Annotated in this window: 19 protein-coding genes and 1 pseudogene; 5 read left to right on the top strand and 15 right to left on the bottom strand. The window is 34.2% G+C overall.

Going from position 1 to position 20,922, the window contains the following annotated elements; translation table 11 throughout:
• Positions 1–64: 64 nt before the first annotated feature.
• Entirely contained in the window at positions 65–1,423 is a 1,359-nt protein-coding gene (locus GTZ96_RS03805; protein ID WP_161641262.1) for a saccharopine dehydrogenase family protein, read from the bottom strand.
• A 331-nt stretch (positions 1,424–1,754) separates the two neighbouring features.
• Between GTZ96_RS03805 and GTZ96_RS03800 the strand changes: the two genes are divergently transcribed.
• The 3 genes from GTZ96_RS03800 to GTZ96_RS03790 all read left to right on the top strand — a co-directional run bounded on the left by GTZ96_RS03800 (position 1,755) and on the right by GTZ96_RS03790 (position 5,355).
• Positions 1,755–2,147, top strand: a complete 393-nt coding sequence (locus GTZ96_RS03800; RefSeq protein WP_161641261.1) for a DUF423 domain-containing protein — start codon at positions 1,755–1,757, stop codon at positions 2,145–2,147.
• A 75-nt stretch (positions 2,148–2,222) separates the two neighbouring features.
• The gene (gene pckA, locus GTZ96_RS03795; protein ID WP_161641260.1) at positions 2,223–3,812 is read left to right on the top strand and encodes a phosphoenolpyruvate carboxykinase (ATP); all 1,590 of its coding nucleotides are present in this window, start codon (positions 2,223–2,225) and stop codon (positions 3,810–3,812) included.
• Between the two features lie 442 nt (positions 3,813–4,254).
• Complete coding sequence (locus GTZ96_RS03790) at positions 4,255–5,355, top strand: DUF4407 domain-containing protein (RefSeq protein WP_161641259.1); 1,101 nt, start codon at positions 4,255–4,257, stop codon at positions 5,353–5,355.
• 131 nt (positions 5,356–5,486) lie between these two features.
• On the opposite strand, the gene GTZ96_RS03785 is transcribed toward GTZ96_RS03790, so the two are convergent.
• The 13 genes and pseudogenes from GTZ96_RS03785 to ruvC form a co-directional block, all read right to left on the bottom strand.
• A complete protein-coding gene (locus tag GTZ96_RS03785; RefSeq protein ID WP_161641258.1) occupies positions 5,487–6,404 on the bottom strand; it encodes a DUF2971 domain-containing protein in 918 nt (305 codons plus the stop codon).
• Positions 6,405–6,789: 385 nt separating this feature from the next.
• A complete protein-coding gene (locus GTZ96_RS03780) occupies positions 6,790–7,470 on the bottom strand; it encodes a PH domain-containing protein (protein ID WP_161641257.1) in 681 nt (226 codons plus the stop codon).
• Positions 7,471–7,697: 227 nt separating this feature from the next.
• Complete coding sequence (locus GTZ96_RS03775; protein ID WP_161641256.1) at positions 7,698–9,266, bottom strand: sodium:solute symporter; 1,569 nt, start codon at positions 9,264–9,266, stop codon at positions 7,698–7,700.
• Positions 9,267–9,277: 11 nt separating this feature from the next.
• The gene (locus tag GTZ96_RS03770; RefSeq protein ID WP_161641255.1) at positions 9,278–10,429 is read right to left on the bottom strand and encodes a four-carbon acid sugar kinase family protein; all 1,152 of its coding nucleotides are present in this window, start codon (positions 10,427–10,429) and stop codon (positions 9,278–9,280) included.
• A gap of 3 nt (positions 10,430–10,432) precedes the next feature.
• On the bottom strand, positions 10,433–11,476 hold the full coding sequence (gene pdxA / locus GTZ96_RS03765) for a 4-hydroxythreonine-4-phosphate dehydrogenase PdxA (RefSeq protein ID WP_207720137.1): 1,044 nt from the start codon (positions 11,474–11,476) through the stop codon (positions 10,433–10,435).
• 2 nt (positions 11,477–11,478) lie between these two features.
• The gene (locus GTZ96_RS03760; protein ID WP_161641253.1) at positions 11,479–12,405 is read right to left on the bottom strand and encodes a dihydrodipicolinate synthase family protein; all 927 of its coding nucleotides are present in this window, start codon (positions 12,403–12,405) and stop codon (positions 11,479–11,481) included.
• Between the two features lie 9 nt (positions 12,406–12,414).
• Positions 12,415–13,557, bottom strand: coding sequence for an iron-containing alcohol dehydrogenase (locus tag GTZ96_RS03755; protein WP_161641252.1), 1,143 nt, complete (start codon positions 13,555–13,557; stop codon positions 12,415–12,417).
• 101 nt (positions 13,558–13,658) lie between these two features.
• Positions 13,659–14,666 (bottom strand): LacI family DNA-binding transcriptional regulator, encoded by a 1,008-nt coding sequence (locus GTZ96_RS03750; RefSeq protein WP_161641251.1) that lies wholly within the window; start codon positions 14,664–14,666, stop codon positions 13,659–13,661.
• Between the two features lie 145 nt (positions 14,667–14,811).
• Positions 14,812–15,180 (bottom strand): MmcQ/YjbR family DNA-binding protein, encoded by a 369-nt coding sequence (locus GTZ96_RS03745; RefSeq protein ID WP_161641250.1) that lies wholly within the window; start codon positions 15,178–15,180, stop codon positions 14,812–14,814.
• On the bottom strand, positions 15,177–15,578 hold the full coding sequence (locus GTZ96_RS03740) for a GNAT family N-acetyltransferase (protein WP_161641249.1): 402 nt from the start codon (positions 15,576–15,578) through the stop codon (positions 15,177–15,179). The genes GTZ96_RS03745 and GTZ96_RS03740 overlap by 4 nt, the downstream gene beginning before the upstream one ends.
• Positions 15,579–15,703: 125 nt before the next feature.
• Positions 15,704–16,837 carry a radical SAM family heme chaperone HemW gene (gene hemW / locus GTZ96_RS03735; protein WP_161641248.1) on the bottom strand — a complete coding sequence of 378 codons (1,134 nt, stop codon included), beginning with the start codon at positions 16,835–16,837 and terminating at the stop codon, positions 15,704–15,706.
• Positions 16,838–16,954: 117 nt separating this feature from the next.
• Positions 16,955–17,327, bottom strand: a pseudogene (locus GTZ96_RS03730) (four helix bundle protein).
• A gap of 146 nt (positions 17,328–17,473) precedes the next feature.
• Positions 17,474–18,028: a crossover junction endodeoxyribonuclease RuvC gene (gene ruvC, locus GTZ96_RS03725; RefSeq protein WP_161641247.1), complete on the bottom strand. Its 555-nt coding sequence runs from the start codon at positions 18,026–18,028 to the stop codon at positions 17,474–17,476.
• Between the two features lie 145 nt (positions 18,029–18,173).
• Between ruvC and GTZ96_RS03720 the strand changes: the two genes are divergently transcribed.
• Both GTZ96_RS03720 and GTZ96_RS03715 read left to right on the top strand, forming a co-directional pair.
• A complete protein-coding gene (locus GTZ96_RS03720) occupies positions 18,174–19,118 on the top strand; it encodes a lysylphosphatidylglycerol synthase domain-containing protein (RefSeq protein WP_161641246.1) in 945 nt (314 codons plus the stop codon).
• On the top strand, positions 19,118–20,212 hold the full coding sequence (locus tag GTZ96_RS03715; protein WP_161641245.1) for a glycosyltransferase family 2 protein: 1,095 nt from the start codon (positions 19,118–19,120) through the stop codon (positions 20,210–20,212). Before GTZ96_RS03720 ends, GTZ96_RS03715 begins: the two co-directional genes overlap by 1 nt.
• On the opposite strand, the gene GTZ96_RS03710 is transcribed toward GTZ96_RS03715, so the two are convergent.
• Positions 20,209–20,922, bottom strand: a complete 714-nt coding sequence (locus GTZ96_RS03710) for a DUF4184 family protein (protein ID WP_161641244.1) — start codon at positions 20,920–20,922, stop codon at positions 20,209–20,211. The genes GTZ96_RS03715 and GTZ96_RS03710 overlap by 4 nt on opposite strands.

Here is a 20,922-nt window from a genome sequence, read left to right as displayed (position 1 = left end):
GCCTGACCTCGTTGAAAAATCTGGAATTTAATATTATTTTTTCAACGAGGGAACGCCCAAATTATCAACTATACTTATACCCCAAATAAGGCAGCATTTGTGAATGAAAAATGACTCCATATTGCTCCAATTCTTCCAAAACTGGTAAATACACTTCTTTACGGATTGGGAGTTGTACTCCGGGAGTTGTAATCTTTCCGTTTAGGATTAATAAGGTAGCCATGGCAACAGGCAGCCCAACGGTTTTTGCCATCGCGGTATAAGTCTGGTCTTGTCCTATGCAAACCATTTGGGAATCCATTTGTACTTTTTTGCCATCGATTTCGTAACCAAATTTGTGATACATCACAATCATGTCTTTGTCATCGGGCTGAAGTTTCCAACTATCATTAAGGATTTTTTCTAAAATCTGGGCAGGAGTGGCATTTTTAAGTCCAACTATTTTCTTGTCGTTGAATAAATCCAACTCCAATAATTTGTCCCACATGATATCGTCCTGATCGATTTTGAGTATCAAACGGGTTTTTATCTCCACCGAATCGGTTGGGTGATACGGCAAAAAAGAATTGATAAATTGGCGATAACTCATGTTTTCGGAATCTTCCATGACATAAGAATCATCGGTCATGCCGAGTTGCACAAACATATTCCAGGCTTTGGAAAAACCAACACGACGAATTGTTCCGCGAAATAAAGTGAGAATAGCATCTAAGCCATAAATGCTTCTGTATTTTAAAGAATCCCTGTTGGAATAAGCTTCAAATCGGCCGTAACCTTCTATTTCTAAAAATTCGGTACGTCGGAACAAAGAATCATACGGAATGTATTTATACGTTCCTTCCTGAATAAACTTTGCCACGCCTCCTTGTCCTGCCAAAACCACATTACGAGGTGCCCAGGTAAATTTGTAATTCCAAAGATTGGTGTCCGATTCGGGAGCTACTAGTCCACCACAGAAAGATTCGAACAAAAGCATTTTTCCGCCTTTTTCCCTGATTTCATCAATTACTTTCATCGCACTCATGTGATCGATTCCGGGATCTAAGCCCATTTCGTTCATAAAAATGAGTCCGTTCTTTTTTACATCAGCATCCAGTGCCTGCATCGCATCACTGATATAGGAAGCGGTAACCAAATTTTTCTTAAAAACCAGACAATCTTTAGCAATTTCAATATGTAAATGTGCCGGTAACATCGAGATTACGATAGTCGCTTTTTCAATTGTGGCTCTTCGCTCCTTTTCATTAAAGATATCTAAGGCAATTGGAGTGGCATTAGGATGATTATTGGTTTTCTTTTGAGCTAATTCCAAAGACAAATCGGCAATTACAAGATGCAATTGCTCTTCTTGGGATTTTTCCAAAAGATACTGAATCAGCGATGAAGCGGATCGACCTGCACCAATAATTAAAACGGTTCTCATAGCTTGAAAATATAACTCAAAAATAGGCAAATGTTTGCGCTAAGACAAATGGTAGCCCTTAAATAACAGAAGTTAAAGATAACCGCAAATTGCTTCGTCTATTCGCTATCGCCCGGGGTTGCAAATTATTATTTTAATCTTTGCGCAACTCTGTGTAACTTTTGCGAATCTTTGCGAAAAAACTTTGCCTGCTTTGCGGTAAAAAAATCAATCTACTTTTCGAATAAAAATTCACAAAACTTTAGCATAATAAACGGCAAACTATCCTCCAAAAAACTTTTGGATTCCTTTGATTTCGAATACTTTTGTGTAGAACCTAAACAGAACAAAAATGGATAAAAAAACAATTTCAACAGCGGCTTTACTCGGAATGATTGCAATAATTTTAGGCGCTTTTGGCGCTCATGCACTTAAAAAAGTACTCAGCATAGAACAATTGGCCACCTTTGAAACGGGAGTTCGCTACCAAATGTATCACGCTTTATTTTTATTATTCATTGGGCTACTGCCTGTTTTAAATTCGAAAACAAAAAAAATCATTTATAATCTAGTGCTTTCGGGAGTGCTGTTATTCTCGGGTTCCATCTATTTATTAGCCACAAATGGCCTTACTCCTATTGACTTTAGAGTAATTGGTTTTGTAACGCCTATTGGTGGGGTTTTATTAATTAGTGCCTGGGCGGTTTTGTTCTATAATATCACAAAAAAGTCCGATAAAAATTAGAGTTTCAAAAGAGGAACTAAAATATATGTTTTATCTTTAATATAGAAACCTAAGAACTACTAAACAAGCTGCCTTATGATTGTCAAAAATTTGTTTTCGCTTGAAAATATCGGAATTAAAAACGCGGAAATACACTATCAATTAACGCCAGATCAATTGCACCAAATGACCTTGAATCGTGGAGAGGGTACAGAAACATCTACTGGAGCCTTAGCCATCAATACGGGGAAATTTTCAGGTCGCTCGCCACAGGATCGCTTTATTGTAAAAGACAGCATTACTGAAAATGAAGTTTGGTGGGGAGCTGTCAATATTCCTTTTGAACCGGCAAAATTTGATGCTTTATACACTAAACTAACGAACTATTTATCGAATAAAGAAATCTTTGTTAGAGATGCTTATGTTTGTGCCGACCCGAATTACAGATTGAATGTTCGTGTCATTACTGAAACACCCTGGGAAAACTTATTTTGCTACAATATGTTTCTCAGACCGGAAGAAAAAGAACTGGCTGATTTTATTGCTGAATGGACACTGATTTGTGCACCCAGTTTCTTAGCCGACCCTACAACAGATGGAACGCGTAATGAAAATTTTGCGATATTAAATTTTACTCAAAAAACCATCATCATAGGTGGAACAGCTTATACGGGCGAAATGAAAAAAGGGATTTTCTCTGCTTTGAACTTCATTCTTCCCGTTTTCAAAAATGCGTTGTCTATGCATTGTAGTGCCAATGTGGGTGAAGATGGAGAAACTGCTATTTTCTTTGGATTGTCCGGTACCGGAAAAACAACCCTTTCTGCCGACCCAAACCGAAAATTAATTGGAGACGACGAACACGGTTGGACTAGCGAAAATACTGTTTTTAATTTTGAAGGTGGATGCTACGCCAAAGTAGTAAACTTGAGCCTGGAAAACGAACCTGATATTTTTAGAGCCATTAAAAAAGGCGCATTATTAGAAAATATTGTTTTCACAAATGGAACAAACGAAGTCGATTACACCGATATTTCCATCACTCCAAACACTCGCGTAAGCTACCCAATTGACCACATCGATAATATCCAAGCGGGTTCTATTGGTACAAATCCAAAAAATATCTTTTTCCTGACTGCCGATTCATTTGGAATCCTGCCTCCTATTGCCCGCTTAACTCCGGGTCAGGCGGCTTATCATTTTATTTCGGGTTATACCGCAAAAATTGCAGGAACCGAAGCAGGAATCAACGAACCTCAACCTAATTTTTCGGCTTGTTTTGGAGCGCCATTTATGCCGTTGCACCCCACAAGATATGCCGAAATGTTGAGCAAAAAAATGAAAGATGCCGATGTAAAAGTTTGGTTAATCAACACAGGATGGACTGGCGGCCCTTACGGCACCGGAAACCGAATGAAATTAAAATACACCCGTGCGATGATTACAGCGGCTTTAAACGGTGAATTAGATAATGTGAATTATCACAATCATGCTGTTTTTAAAATGGCTATTCCCGAATCCTGTCCTGAAGTTCCTAGCGAAATTTTAAACCCTAGAAACACTTGGGAAGACAAAAACTTATATGATAATAAGGCAATCGAATTGGCTCAAAAATTCAAAGCAAATTTTGTAAAATTTGAGTCTTATGCTAATAACGAAATCCTTGCTGGAGCTCCAGAAGTTTAAATCCAATATTTTTCAGAAACACAAAACCCGACAAGTATTCAATGTCGGGTTTTGTGTTTTATAGTTCTTAGATGGAATACTGTTTTACGATGCCTGTCTTGTCCTAAACTTCCGCAGTCGAGTGTCAAATGTTTGAAGAATACGCAAAAAGAAAAGCTGTTTGAGCGTAGCGAGTTTCTTTTCTTTTAGTATTCGAAAACTAATTTGACCGACGAGGAAGTGTAAGACTTGATTTTTTTGTTTCTTTTTTGATCAAGCAAAAAAGAAAAAAGTAAATTTTCTGTTCTCTATACAATCCCGCCCAAAACGATTAAAGCTGTTCAAAATGAACAGCTTTTTTCATTTTACAAAATCATAAATAAATACATAATCAATTATTTACACTATGATTCATTTTTTGGCGTTAAATTTGTAATCTATACACAAGCTAAAAAAATCAATCATGTTAAAATCATTTTTTATCCTCTGTTCCGGAGCCGACAAAAACCTCTTGGAAGGTTGCTCTGAAGGGGAACAAACGAAATATGTAGGTATTGGCGCGACGGTTTTCTTCACCGCAGTGATGGCTTTTATAGCCAGTGCTTATGCACTTTTCACCGTGTTTGACAGCGTGTATCCCGCAATTGCTTTTGGGGTAATTTGGAGTTTGCTCATTTTTAATCTGGATCGTTTTATTGTATCCACTATTCGAAAAAGAGAGCGTTTTGGAAGCGAATTTCTGCAAGCCACACCCCGAATTATTTTGGCAATCATCATCGCTATCGTTATTTCGAAACCTTTGGAAATTAAAATTTTCGAAAAGGAAATCAACACCGTTTTATTGAAAGAAAAAAATGCCATGGCTTTGAATAATAAAAAAGAAGTTGCTAATTATTTCAAATCGGATTTGGATAAAAACAAGGCTGAAATTGCGACTTTAAAGACTGAAATTATCCAAAAAGAAAAAGAAGTCAACACCTTATACGAAACCTATATTACCGAAGCCGAAGGAACCAAAGGCACCATGAAACTGGGAAAAGGCCCTGTTTTTAAGGAAAAAATTGCCAAACATAATTTGGCTTCAACCGAACTCGACACTATTAGAAAAAACAATCTGGCAAAAATTGCCGAAAAAGAAAATCAGAACAAAACGCTTCAGGCGGATTTAGACAAAAAAGTAACCGAAACCCAACCCATAATTGATGGTTTTGATGGCCTGATGGCGCGAATTAATGCGCTGAGTAAATTGCCCTCACTGCCTTCCTATTTCATCATGTTATTGTTTCTTGCCATTGAAACTTCCCCGATTATAGCCAAACTATTATCTCCAAAAGGTGAATACGATTATAAGTTAGAGGATTTGGAAACTGCTTTAAAAACCACATTGGAACAAGACAAATACCAACGAAGTTTGCTGGTAAAAACCAGTGCTGCCATGCACGACAAAGTATATCAGGATATTGCCGAAGACAAGCAATTATATGATTTGCAACGAAAAAATGCAACTAATTTACTGGAACTGCAATCCAATAATTTTTTAGAGAAACAAAAAAGAACTTTATAAAATACTCTTTTTTTCTATCTATTTTGGTATTAAAACCCTGTCAGAGTTTAAAACTCTGACAGGGTTCCTCAAAAATATTCATACTCCAATACAAATAAAAAAAACATAGTGGTTCTCTAGGGCTTATTTAACTATTTTCTTTTAATGAGACTTTCTAAAAACTTATTAGATTCTCTATAGTCAGATACTTTAAATGAATTATGTTCCCATTTCATCTCTATAATTTTGACTTTCAATTTATCTGCATATCTAAGCAATTCGTCTTTCTGTTTTTTGTTAGCGTAACTAGAAACGAAGATTGCTTCGACACATCCAGAAATATTAAGCATCATATTTTCGCGTAACAATTCGTCTTGTAAAATTTCAAAAGCACATTTTGATTCGTCATAAAAAGTTCCAATTCTGTATTCGGTTTCACCAGAGTAATCGATATGTTTAAAAAAGAATGATTGTTTTATAATCGACTCTAACTGCTCCTTATATTTTTCTTTACCTACGTTTCGTAAGTGGTCTCCTTGAATATCACCGAGTTTTTTAATCAATAAATCTTGAAAAGACAAATATTTGACATTACCTTCAACTAATTCAAGATTGGTTTGATTTAGTGATAGAAGTTTCTGTTTAGAAAATGCAATACAAACTCCAGCAAAATTATCGGCGTATTGATCCCACATTCGGAGTTTTGTAAATCCAAATAATTCTTGATGCCCTTCGAAGCTAGAAATATAATTTTTGCTTGCAAAATCTTCGCCCATATTGTTCTGACAAAAACAGATCAAATTGAATTTTTCCTCTAAATCATTAACAAAATTGTGCAATTCATCTGCATCAGTATAATGATCATTTAAAAGTGATTCAGTATCTTCGAAATATATAGTACCTCGACGAGCTTTCTTACTTTCAATAGGGTCGATTGATTTTCGAACTTTACTAAACCTTAATTGATTCGTGTAGAAAATATAGTCTATTGCAGTTGATGCTTTTGTATAATGGTAAATTATATCATTTTGATACAGTTTCTTGAAAAAATCAATATTCATGTCTATCATAATAACGTTCTATTTACGGGTCGTACGCAGCCTTACCTAACTTATAATAGGTCTGACGAAACCAGACTTATCTACCTTAAATTGGGTGGATTCGTCTGACAAACTCCAGATTCTATTTTTTGCTAATATATAAATAAATCTTACAAAACTTCAAGAGGTATTATTATTTCCGTATTATGTCTCTTAAGGTTTCAAACTGGATTCCTAATTTCTAGATTTGTGCATTTTTATCAATTGCGTCTGGCTTTAGCCAGATGATTGGATTATGTATAAAAAAAGGCTTTAGCCCAATCCGTATTTAGATTTCGGCTAAAGCCTTTTAGAAATTTTAATTTTGAAACGGGCTAAAGCCCGTTTCTATTGATTTTTATATGATTTACAATAACTACATCAAACTTAAAATCTCTTTTTTGAAGGCATCATATTCTCCTTGTAAAATCAATCCGTTGTCAAGTAATTTTTTATAATTCTGTAGCTTCGCAAAAAGTTCGTCTTGTGTCAATTCGCTTGTTGGTTTTTCAATAGATTGAGTGGTATTTTCTTGAATAGGCTCCGCATAATTAGGAATAGCTGGCATAATCTCAGCATAATTAGTTACCTCTTCGGTTTCCATTTCTTCGATTTCCTCTACAGACTCTTCGGGAATAGCTACGGTGTTTTGAGCTGATCCGGTTTTTAGAATATCCAATTGTTCCTTAGCATAAGTAAAGATCTTTCGGGCTTGAATTTTCGGGATGTAATCAATAGATACTGTCATATCGGTTTTAGTAGAAAAAGAAAACTCTGAACCCAGAATGTTTTCTTTCACAAAAGTTCCTTCGATTTGATCCCAGGTATAATCAACAAAATCCATCGAAAGCCCTAAGTTTTTAGGCTGACAGATAATAATTCGCTTATTAGTCAAAACAATACTATCGGGAAAAACAGTAATAGCCGGTTTTTTTTGAACTGCGATATACCCAATTTCTTCATTCTTCATCAATAAATCATACAACTTTGAGGTGATTTTCTCAATAGCCTTAGGATCTTGCTCTTCGTTTAAAAACTTCTTTATTTGCTCTTTCATTATTTAGCTTAATTTTATATTGGTTGAATAGTCCTTTTTTACTTTACAAAAGTAATACCTAATTTCATAAATAGAAGTTAATTATTCAAGCTTTACTTTGTTATTATTTTTGATAATACCGTAACGATTGAACTAAATTATAGTTTGTATTTGGTATAAAAATACACAAAAAAGCCTTAGTTATTTTCTGTTAAACAACTAAGGCTTTTAATTAACACTCTATTTTTTTAAATAATTCCTTTTCTCTTTTTCTCTAAATAACCATAATAGGTAAGATGATTAGGCACCTCAACCTTTGGAAAGAAATAGCTGGCAATCCAACCTACAAAAAACAATACAAAATGGCTATAAACGCCTAACATGTATTTGTGTTGTGTAAAATTGAATGAACCTAAATCTAAAACAAGATGGCTACTGGCTCCGCTTCCTGTAGAAGTTGATGTTAACAAAGCATAACTGGTGAAGAGCATACAAGCTACAATTCCCACATTCAAACCTTGTCGATTAGCTCTATTTACAAAAAGTCCTAACAGCAACATTCCTGCAATTCCACCCGAAAAGATAGCATACAACATAAAAACGGTGGATAATATTCCAACTCCACTTCCTAATTTTATATAAATAGTAGCCACTGAAATCGCTCCAATACCAGCAATAACAACTAATAATTTCCCAAAACTAAGCTGTTGTTTTCCCGAACTATTAGGCATTAATCGCTTATAATAATCATCTACTCCTACTGCTGCCAAAGAATTCAAATCGGCATCTAAACTGGAAATAGCCGCTGCAATAAGTGCGGATAATATTAATCCGATTAGTCCCGGAGGTAGTTGAGTTGTTATAAAAAACGGAAAAACAGCATCTGGTTTTATTCCTACGGGTAACTCTAAATTATTTATGGCATAAAAAGAGAACAATGCCGTTCCAATAAACATAAAAAGAGTCCATATAGGCACCGTAATTGCTATTCCAATGATTGAACCTCTTATGGCTTCTTTATCTGATTTTGCTGTAAGATACCTTTGTACAATAGTCTGATCGGCTCCGTATTTTTGTATGGCATAAAATAAACCATTAATAGACATAACCCAAAAAGTAAGATTCACAAAATCCCAATTAAAAGGACCGAATCCAATTTTATCATGATCAACGGCATAATTTACAATGGCACTAAGCCCACCATCAGTCTTGAAAATAATGACTCCGATGGCTACTAATCCTCCTAAAATAAGTAAAAATCCCTGGATAACATCTAACCAAATTACGGCTTCCATTCCTCCTAAAAGGGTAATCAATATAATTGCAATTCCTATGACCCAAAGTATGATTAATGGATCTATACCCGTCATTGAAGTCAACGCTAATGATAATAGATATAATACAGATCCCATTTTTGAAAAATGGGCAAAAATGAATCCTAAAGAACCATAAACTCTTGCCAAATAACCGAATCTTTTTTCGAAATATTCATAGGCACTCAATCCAATCACGTTACGGTATAAAGGCACAATAAATCGTATTGAAAAAAGAAGAACTACCGGCACCATAAAACCTTGGATGAGTAATATCCAATTGGATTTATAACCTTCGCCTGGGTATGCTAAAAATGTTACACTACTGATTAAAGTTGCAAAAATTGACATTCCAATAGCCCAAGCCGGAATATTCCCCCCTGCTGCAAAATATTGTTGTGTATTAGTGTTTTTTCCTGAATACTTTACTCCAACTCCCAGGGTAACTAATAAAGATAAAATTATTATTAAGTAGTCAATAAGGTGTAACGAAGATTCATTCATGCTTTATAATTTTAAAATTTCCAAATAGACTTAGTCCATTGATAACTTCCGGGTTTTAGGGTTAAATGCATTTTATTTGTTTGCTCAATCTCCATCCTTATTACACCTTGAGATAGTTCTTGCTCCGGGTAAAATTTTTTATATCCTAAATGTTCAATTATCGAATAGGCTGTAGCACCTCCTTCTATCAATAATTCTTCCAAACTTACTTTTTCAAGCACTTTTTTTATTAACACTCCAAATATATCATTAATTTTATTAGAGACATCCTCTACACCTTCACATTCTAACTCATCTATAGCTATAACAACCTTATCTTTCTTCTGAATAATTTTAATAATTTCATTTGACCATTTTTGTATAATTTCCTCGTAATTATTAGCACAAAAAATAGTACTCGGCATATAAGAAACACAAGCGCCATTTTCTTTCGCCTTCCTAACCACCTCTCTACTAGGCTGATAATTACTACCGCATAAATACAAGGCTTTTTTGCCAAACGTGAGGGAAGATACTGTTTTTTTTCTTTCTGATTTAATTTTTCTTAAAATTGCATTAAAAAAACTGGCTCCACCTGCTGGTAACATGGTTTCATCAATCAAATTAGCCCAAGCCATCAAATCCTCATTGGTCAAAGTATTCCCAATGATAAATCCTTCGTGAGGCATTTCCTGCCCTAGAGAAATTGAAAAAGATTGGTCTTTATAATCATTACCAATCATATCTAAAACATTTGATGTTGCGCCTTTAGCAAAATCGTCACCAAAAAAATTAGATTCCATCAGCGGAATTTTATTTATATAATAAACACCATCCACAATAGTTCGATGCAATAAAGGATTTGCAGGAACTAGTAATACTTTTTTCTTTCCGGAAACTTCCAGTTGAGCTATGAGTTCATCCCCTACTTTTCCACGAAGTAATGAATCGGTTTTTTTATAAATAAAATCGGGATTTAATTTAAGTAGCTCTTGAGTAACTTTTTTAATCTGTTTTTGAGCATCAGCTTTACACAAAGAGCGTGTATTTGTTGCTATTACTAAAACATCACAGTCATAATTTGAATTTACACTAGTATCTATCGTAACGCTAAATCCGTTGCGAAGAGCTATTCCGCCTATTTCGGCAGCACCTGTAAAATCATCTGATATAACTGCTATCATTTTCTATAGATTATCTTGTTTATTTCTATGTAATCTTGCCGCATATTCTATGGCAAGAACCATAGCGTCCGGACTTGCTATTCCTTTTCCTGCAATTTCCATCGCAGTCCCGTGATCAACTGAAGTTCTAATTATAGGAAGCCCTAACGTAATGTTTACTCCTCTTACACTTTTCATTTGTCCTTTGGCTTGATCCCAATTGAATCCTATTGTTTTAAAAGGAATGTGTCCCTGGTCGTGATACATCGCCACACAACCATCATAAACACCTCCAATTGCTTTAGGGAACAACGTATCGGCAGGAATTGGCCCTTCTACATTGAATCCTCTTTTTAAAGCTTCTTGAACTGCCGGAAGTATTTCTTGCTCCTCTTCATAACCAAAAAGTCCTCCATCACTCGCATGCGGATTCAATCCTGCAACGCCAATTTTAGGATTTGCAATTCCTAACTTTTTACAGGCATCATCAATAAGGAAAATACATTCCAAAATTCTATCTTTTTTAACCAAGTCACAAGCTTGTCTCAAAGAAACATGGGTTGAAACGTGGATGACTCTTAGATTTTCTTCCACCAATAACATTCCGTATTTTTTAGTATCGGTATAATGGGCGTATATTTCAGTATGGCCTGCAAAAACATGAGCTGCTTTTTGAATCGATTCTTTGTTTATGGGACCTGTAACCGTTCCGTCAATTTCTCCGGCTAAAGCCAATTCGATATTTTTAACAACGGTTCTAAAAGCCACATCGCCTGCTTCGGCTGTGATTTCGCCCATCTTTAAATCGGCGATATTCATGTAATTCAAATCAAAAACATCTGCTGTGCCTTTTTCAAATTTGGCATCAGCAATTTTTGAGATTCTATTTATTTTTAAATCCAATCCGCAAAACTGAATTGCCTGTTCAAAAACATCGGCTTCACCTACTAAAACAGGTTGGCACACTTCATAAATAGTAGAATCTAATAAAGCTTTTACGGCAACTTCGGGTCCTATACTTGCGGGATCTCCCATCGTTATCCCTAATATTGGCTTTCTATTCCCCATTATTAAATTGTGTTTAAGCTTTTTAAATCGTTTCCAAATTCAGTTATTTTTGCTTGAATTTCTTGCTCATTGATCGTATTGACTTTTAACATTGGCAACAATACTTCATTCTTACAAAGATTGTAATGTGCTAACATCGTTTTGAGTATTGGTATGGCATTAGTCACTATTTGATTTTCCTGATACACCTTAGAAATGGCATCACTTTTTTCCTGTGCTTTTTGCGCAGCTTCATTATTTCCTGCCAAAACACTTTCGTAAATCGTGCTATACAATTGCGGTGTTAAGTTTCCAGTACTTGGCACTAATCCATCAGCTCCCAGCAACATTCCTTCATAGGATTTAACTGCCCAACCTAATAAATAAGAGAAATCTTCACGGTTTTTCCAAAGTCCGATTGCTTTTGCCATGCGTTCTTCGCCTCTTTCAGATTCTTTATAACCAACGATATTTGGGTGCTTACTCAAAGCATCAACTATTTCTAAATCAATAGACATATTGGTTGTCATTGGCATATTATAAACAATCAATGGCAACGAAACTGCCGATGCTAATTGGTTAAAATAATTTAAAATATGATTTTGGCTTAACGGATAATAATAAGGAACGTGAGCAACAAGAACATCAACTCCTAAATCAGTGTAAACTTTAGTTTGATCTAAAGATTCTTGGAAACAATTCCCGGAAATCCCAGCATAAATCGTGGCTTTTCCTTTAGCTACTTCTACTGTTTTTTTAACCAAGGCTAATTTACTTTCGAAAGAAATAGAGCTTGATTCTCCAGTAGTTCCTAGTACAAAAGGATGACAACCACCCTCAATTAAATGATTAACCAAGACGGTTACAGCATCTAAATCAATACTCAAATCAGCGCGCAAAGGCGTTACCATTGGCACTACAACTCCACTATATTTTTTTATATTCTTCATTTTATTTTACTAAAAAGCTGATTTATAAATAGCAACTGCATCACTAACAGCAATTTCTCTAATATTATTTTTCAATAATCGTTGTACTTTAATAGCTTCTTCTGCTAATTTAGCGATAGATTCCTCTTTCACACCTGCCTGACCTAAGCCAGTTGGCAAACCACAATCGTCAATCAATTGTTTCATGATTTTCACTCCTTCTAAGGCTGTTTCTCTAGAGCTGTTTTTCTTCTCTGCCCCTAAAACTTCCGCTATTCGTTCATATTTACTGGCATTAGCTTCGATATTGTACTCCATTACAGAAGGCAACAACAACGCATTTGACAATCCGTGCGGGATATGATATTCTACACCTAAAGGATAAGATAAAGCATGAACTGCGGCCGTATTAACCGGACCAAGACACATACCTCCATACATACTTCCTAAAGCCACTTGACTTCTGGCTTCTAAATCAGTTCCATCATCGCAAGCTCTTTTTAAGTATTTTGCAATAATGCGAACCCCTTCTAAAGCATACAAATCCACAAAAGGATGCGCAAATTTATTGGTATATGCTTCTAAACAATGTGTCAAAGCATCAATTCCTGTTGCAGCTGTAATATTTCTAGGCAAAGATACTGTCAAAACGGGATCAATATAAGCAGCATCAGGAACTAAAAACGGACTTATAATCCCTACTTTTTCTCCTTGATTATTTACAAAAATAGCATTTGGAGAAACCTCACTTCCTGTTCCGGAAGTTGTTGGTATACAAGCTACATAGGTTTTTCGCTCTTTAAGATTCCCAATTCCTTTTATTTCATCTAAGGTCTGTGAATTTTTTAGCTGAGCTGCAACTAACTTAGCTACATCTAACACGCTTCCTCCTCCAATACCTACAACACTATCCGCATTAAAAGCAATTGCTTTTCCCAAAATGGTATTGAAATCATCAAATGTAGGTTCACTCACTATAGATTCATCAGTAACAATTGCAATTCCTTGTGATTTCAATTCTTCTAAAAAAGGAGTCAAAGTACTTCTAAGCTCTGCAATTGTTACCAAAAACATTCGCTTAAATCCTTTTTCTATAAAATCACTAACAAACCGCTGCATGCTTCCCTCCCCGAAAACAACACGATTTGGATTTAAAATTACAATTTCTTTCATTCTTTTCCTTTTAACATAAAACACTATAATACAGCAAAATAACCTTCAACATCTTTTATTTCAAAAAATGTAAACGTTTACATTTTTTGAAATAAAAAAAACTATTCTATTCGAGCAGTTGATTTCCTCAATATTAATTCTGTTTTTAAAATAACTTTTTCTTTTTTACTATTTGGATTTTGAATCCTTTCATACAACATCTCTGCTGCTTTTCTACCCATATCAAAACCCGGTTGACGAACAGCACTCAATGGCGGATTTAACGAAATAGACCATGGCATATCATCGAAACCAATAATCGAAATCTCTTCTGGAATCTTAATATTTCTTGAATGTATCGCTTCAAGAGCTCCTAATGTTAATAGATTATTTCCTGAGAAAATGGCTGTTGGCCTCTCCTTTAAATCTAAAATTTTATTTGCAATTTCAAATCCACTCTTATAATCGGTGTCTTTTGCAAAAACTAAATGGGCATTATAAGCAACTCCGTAGTCACTTAAGGCTCTTTTGTAACCCGCTAAACGCTCTATATATGTTGGAATTTTAAAATTACCTGAAATAAATGCAATTTTTCTATGACCTATACTTAACAAATGATCAATCGCATTAAAAGCTCCTTGCTCATTATCCACTTTCACAACATCAACATCAATCTCTGTCAATCCTCTATCAATACAAACAACAGGAATATTCTTTTTAACTAAATTTTCAATTCCCTTATCTTTTCCATGAATAGGAGCAACTATCAAACCATCAATATTTTCAGACTGAAGAATGTCTAAGTATAGTTTTTCTTTTTTCTCGTCCTGACCAAAATTACCAATCATAACCGCAAAATTATGCTGATAAGCATAATCCTCAACACCTCTAACTACATCAACAAAAAAAGGATTTTGAATATCTGGAATAATCAAACCTAATAATTTTGTTTTTTTGCTGGTACTTCTTAATCTTTGCGCTACACGATTTGGCTTGTATTCTAAAGCTGCTATGGACGCTTGAACTTTGAGCATAGTTTCTTTACTTACCTTTGGGTCATTATTAATTACCCTAGATACTGTGGCTATGGAAACCTTAGAATGTTCTGCTACTGACTTTAAATTTGACAATTTGATAAATGTAAACGTTTACATTACAAATGTGAGGAATTAAATTTTAAAAAACAAATTTTGTACACTTTTGTTTCTTACTCTAATAAAACACCAAGTAAATTACTATAAAAGGAATAACTGGGTTTTAAAATCTACAAAAAAGCTAATCTAAATCTAATATACTTTTTTGATTTACCTTAGTTAAACTACTAAAAACCAAACCATAAGAATGATCCATCATCTCTTTCAAAAACGAATCAGAAACTTCTGAATTGATAGCAACCGTATTCCAATGGTTTTTATTCATGTGAAAACCAGGTTGAACAGCTTCAAATTGTGCTCTCCATTCTTTTGCTAAATCAGGATTGCACTTTAAATTAACAGATGGAGTTCCTAATTCCCATTGTTTTAATGACGATAAAGCAAAGATTTTACCTCCTACTTTAAAAACCAAAGTATCCTCATCAAAAGGAAAATGTTCTGTCACTCCTTTTTTAGAAAGGCAATATTCATAAAAAGTTTCTAAGTTCATATCACTATTTTTTCCATTAATTTCTCTGGGTGTGCCAACGAATTGAATCCAAATTTTTGATATAAAAAATGAGCATCTGTCGTGGCTAATCTCCAAATTTTAATCTCTTTTAATTCTGGCTCGTTCATCATGGCGTCAATCAGAATAGACGAATAACCATTTCCTCTATACTTTTCGTCAATAAAAACATCCATCAAATACGCAAAAACCACATAATCTGTAATAACACGTGCAAAACCAATTTGCTTGTCATCAAGATAGATTCCAAAACAAAAGGAATTTGCAATACAAATTTGTACTTCTTCAATAGTTCTGGGTGCTGACCAATAGATATCCTTTAGAAAATTATGGATAAAAGGAATGTCAAATTTGGTTTTATCTGTAGAAACGATAATCATATTTTATATAAAAAAGTTGTTGATTTTTGCTTTCATAGTTTTTAAACACAAAGAGCACTAAGCTTAACGCTAAGTACACAAAGCTTTGTGGCCATTATGCCTTCTTTGTGTTCTTAGTGGTTAAATTATTCCAAATTTAAATAAAACAAATCACTCGCAATTCCATCCGTCAAAAACTTTCCTTTTTTAGTTGGTTTTAGGATATTATTTTCAACAAAAAGCAAATCATCGTTTAAGAATTTATCTGCTTGTTTTAATAAATAATCCAAATAATCTTGTCCAAATTCAGCTTGAATTCTATCCAACGAAACGCCCCAAATAGTTCGCAAACCCGTCATAATATATTCATTGTAGCGATCAGCAATGGAAAGAATTTCAGTTTCATTCGGAAGTTTGTTTTCCTGAATGGATTTCAAATAAAGTGCATTGTTAGCCACATTCCAACTTCTGGAAATCCCATCATAACTGTGTGCCGAAGGCCCAATTCCGATGTATTTTTTACCCAACCAATAAGCCGAATTGTTTTTAGAAAAGTAATCTGGTTTGCCAAAATTCGACAACTCATAATGAACAAATCCGTTGGATTCGAGTGTCTCGACCAAAATCATAAAATGTGCTGAAGCCACCTCATCTTTTGGTTCTGCAATTTTCCCCGTTTGAATCAATTTATTCAAGGCTGTTTTAGGTTCTACCGTCAAGGCATAACTCGAAATATGCGGAATCCCAAAACTCAAAGCGGTTTCTATATTTTGTTTCCATTTTTCGTTGCTCATTCCAGGAACACCATAAATCAAATCCAGCGAAATATTATCAAAATATTTTGTCGCTACTTCCAGACATTTTTTGGCTTCCGCCGAATTGTGTGCGCGATTCATCATTTTCAAATCATCTTCAAAGAAAGATTGAATTCCGATGGACAGACGGTTTATTGGAGTTTTCGATAATTCAATAATTCGTTCTTTAGATAAATCATCTGGATTAGCTTCAAGCGTAATTTCTGGGTTTTCGACAACTTTATAATTTGCATAAACTGTTTCAATCAGAAATCTTAAATCTGCAATCTGCAATACCGAGGGTGTTCCTCCTCCAAAATAAATGGTTTCGATAACTTCATTCTCAAACTCATTTTTGCGCAACTGAATTTCTTTTGCCAAAGCCAAAACCATCTCATCTTTCTTCTTCATTGAAGTCGAAAAATGAAAATCGCAATAATGGCAAGCTTGCTTGCAAAAAGGGATATGAATATATATGCCGCTCATAGATTAGTATTCAGTGTTCAGTTTTTTAGTAATCAGTCTTGAAAAGTATTCAGTTTTCAGTTTTTTAGTATTCAGGATAACTGACCACTAAAAATCTGATGAATGACCACTACATTTTTACTCTTTTTTTACTCCAAATTTCTCTGGATTTAATATCATATAATTAATTAGTTTTCCAATTTCTAAGCTTTCCGAAGTAAGCTCTTGATAAATTGTCTCGGATATATATTTACAAGCAAATGCAAACTCTAACCAAACTTGTGTTTCTGAATTTTCGCTGTCAGAATCGGTCAATTTACTGTGAAAATGTCTAGGATAAATTCTCTTTCTATACGCTTCTGCAATAGTAACAGGAACGCTTCTTGAAGAACGTCTAATTTGATCTGTTAATGAATAGGTTTCTTCCTTTGGGAATTTCTGTGTTATTTCAAAAATCTTCATTGCCAAAGCAAATGATTTTTTTATAAGCTAACAAATCTTGAAATCTCATATATACTTTTTAAAATTGAACTCTATATTCCTCTAATTAGTATTCAGTGTTCAGGTTTTTAGTATTCAGCAGATAAACTGATCACTAAAAATCTGATTACTTTCAACACCAACACAACTGATCACTAAAAACCTGACCACTGACCACTATTTCTTGACTCTTTCTTCATTCTGTTTCACAAAAGCATCCCAACCCGAATAACCTTTCCCTGCCACCACTTTTCCAGAATTAAAAAAATGACAAACTGCAGCCGCCAAACCATCTGTGGAATCGAGGTTTTTAGGTAGTTCCTTCAAACCTAAAAGCTGTTGCAGCATTTTAGCAACTTGTTCTTTACTGGCATTTCCGTTTCCGGTAATTGCCATTTTTATTTTTTTGGGTTCGTATTCGGTAATAGGAATATCTCTTGAAAGTCCTGCCGCCATAGCCACACCTTGTGCGCGACCTAACTTTAACATCGACTGAACATTTTTACCAAAAAAAGGTGCTTCAATGGCAATTTCGTCAGGGTGATGGGTCTCGATTAGTTCAATAGTACGTTCAAAAATGATTTTCAGTTTTTGGTAATGATTATCGTATTTAGACAATTGCAATTCGTTAAGCTGAACGAACTCCATTTTTTTATTGATAACACGTATCAAACCAAAACCCATTATGGTTGTTCCCGGGTCAATCCCTAATATGATGCGTTCTTTTGTCAAGTGATTTTTTGTTTGGGTTACACAAAGTACCGCCAAGTTACCACAGAGATTCGCAAAGTTTTTTAATTTCTCTGCGTGTCTTTATGCTTCCTTTGTGAATCTTTGTGAAATAGCTTTTTCGCAATAGTTTCCTTTACTTTGCAGCATGATTTCAATTCCTCACAAAACTAAACAATTCCTCATACTTCTAATCAAAATTTTGATTGTAGCTGGTGCCTTTTATTTTATTTACGATCAGCTGGCGAATAACGATAAACTGGATTGGCAAAAATTTATTGTTTTGTTCCAAAAAAATCAGTCGGTTTCAGGAATCAGTTTTATTTTGTTTTTGAGTGTTTTAAACCGTTATTTCGAAATCTTAAAATGGCAAAATCTGGCGCAATACATTCATAAAATCACAGTAGCCCAAGCAACCCAACAAGTACTTGCCGCTTTAACCGCTGGAATATTTACTCCAAACGGTGTAGGCGAATATGCTGGAAAAGCCCTGTTTTTCAATAAATCAGACACAAAAAAGGTAATTTTACTAAACTTAATTTGCAACGGAATCCAAATGATTTTGACTATTATTTTTGGTTTTTTTGGTTTGTTGTATTTCAATGCGGAGTTTAATATTATTACATCAAACGCCGTTTTGATTCTTTTTGGGATTTTAATTAGTGGTTTGGCTTTGCTTTTTTCGATAAAAAAACTAACGATTAAAGGGTATTCGATAGAAAAATTAATCCATAAGATTAATGAAATTCCAAAAAGCATTCACCAACGCAATATTTTCCTTGGGATTTGTCGCTATATTGTTTTCTCACATCAATACTATTTCTTGTTTCTCGCCTTTAATGTTGATTTACCTTACCTAACCCTCATTGCAGCAATTTCAAGTGTCTATTTTTTAGCTTCTGCTTTGCCTAGTTTTCAGCTTTTAGACTTCGCTGTCAAAGGGAGTGTTGCGGTTTATTTCTTTGGAATTTTAGGTATAAACGAATGGATTGTGATTTTTATTTCTACTTTGATGTGGTTTCTTAATGTGGTGCTTCCGGTGGTAATTGGCAGTTATTATGTATTGAATTTCAAATCCAAAGGAATCGCATAATGCTTTTTCTACTCTTCATATTATCCATTTATTTTGCAACTATTTTGCTTTTAATTTATGGTTTTACAAAAGTAAAAAACTACGATGCTATTGGCCTAAAGCCAAAAACTACCTTTACAATTGTAATTCCTTTTCGAAATGAAGCCGAAAATTTGCCCTTACTTTTAGAAAGCATTTCGAAAATGAATTATCCAACGGATTTATTTGAAGTGATTTTGGTTGATGATGATTCTGATGAGAAATTCCAAAACAGAAATTCCAAATTCCAAATATCAATAATCGACAATATTAGAGTTTCGAATTCTCCCAAAAAAGATGCCATTACAACCGCTATTCCTTTAGTGAAAACCGCATGGATTATTACTACCGATGCCGATTGCTTAGTTCCTGAAAACTGGCTTTTAACCTTAGACAATTACATTCAAACGCATGAAGTTTCTATGATTGCTGGGGCGGTTACTTACGAATGTAACAATTCGTTTTTATACCATTTTCAGCAACTGGATTTGGCTAGCTTACAAGGAGCCACCATTGGCAGTTTTGGAATAGGAAAAGCTTTTATGTGTAATGGCGCGAATTTGGCTTATACCAAATCACTATTTAAAGAACTCAATGGTTTTGAAGGAAACAATACTATTGCCAGTGGCGATGATGTTTTTCTGTTACAAAAAGCCATCGCAAGATTTCCCAAAAAAGTACATTATTTAAAATCAGAAAATACTATTGTCTCCACAAAACCAGTTGACAACTGGAAAGCTCTGTTTTATCAAAGAGTTCGCTGGGCTTCGAAGACCACTTCGTACCAAAGTAGTTTTGGGAAAGCATTAGGATTAATTGTTTTTACAGGGAATTTGGTTTCTGTTTTGAGTTATGGGTTATGGGTTATGGGTTTTATTCTTTTTCTACATATCTTTTTGTTATTCCTTTCAAAATTTATTATTGATAGCATTTTGATTTATAGAACGAATCGATTTTTAACAAAAAACAAAATACGCTATTTGATATTAAGCAGTTTGTTTTATCCTTTTTTCAGTGTAAGTGTGGCTTTGTATGCTGCGTTTGGGAAATACGAATGGAAAGGAAGGAGGTTTTAAACTACTTTTCGATTTCTAAAAAGAGCTCCAACTAATGAGGCAGCTATAATTGTTGACGAAATAACACTTACAATTGCATTACCTATCTTATTGAATTCGGTTCCAAAATAGAAACGAACTACAACAAACACTATTGAAAACAACAGAATTAAACACCAATAATTGAAATCGATTTTCTTTATGTTCGTCTTCTCAATAGGCATTTTAATAAAATAAATAGAAATCACCCCAATCCCAATTATAGAACTTAAATGTTGAATTATTTTATATAATGGAATACTGTATATTTCTATATTAAAAAAAGGAAAATGATTTACTAAATACCCATTCCAATGCGTCATAGAATCCCAAAAAACATGAGAGACAGCACCTAAAAAGAATGAAATTAATACCGTAATAAAATTATTCTTTAAGTGTTCAATCCAATTTAACTCTTTTAACCCACTCAACCTTTTTTGAAAAAATTCAGGAGTATTTTCTATTAAAGGTTTTTTTATAATTTCATGAAACAATATCATGATAATAAACCCTAAAGGGAAATCAATCAAAAATATTCCTAAAAAAGTATGACCGATTTCACTTTGAATTTTCATTCGAAAAAAATATTCTAAATCAGGCGACATAGACCCTACTATCAAAGCAGTTGACGATACACTCTTGTTTTTTAAAAAAGGAAGAATAATAGCTGGATGTGAGAATGTAAAAGGCAT

Source organism: Flavobacterium undicola (assembly GCF_009909155.2).
In the GTDB taxonomy this organism is placed as follows: Bacteria; Bacteroidota; Bacteroidia; order Flavobacteriales; family Flavobacteriaceae; genus Flavobacterium; species Flavobacterium undicola.
This window is presented reverse-complemented; position numbering and strand designations above follow the sequence as displayed.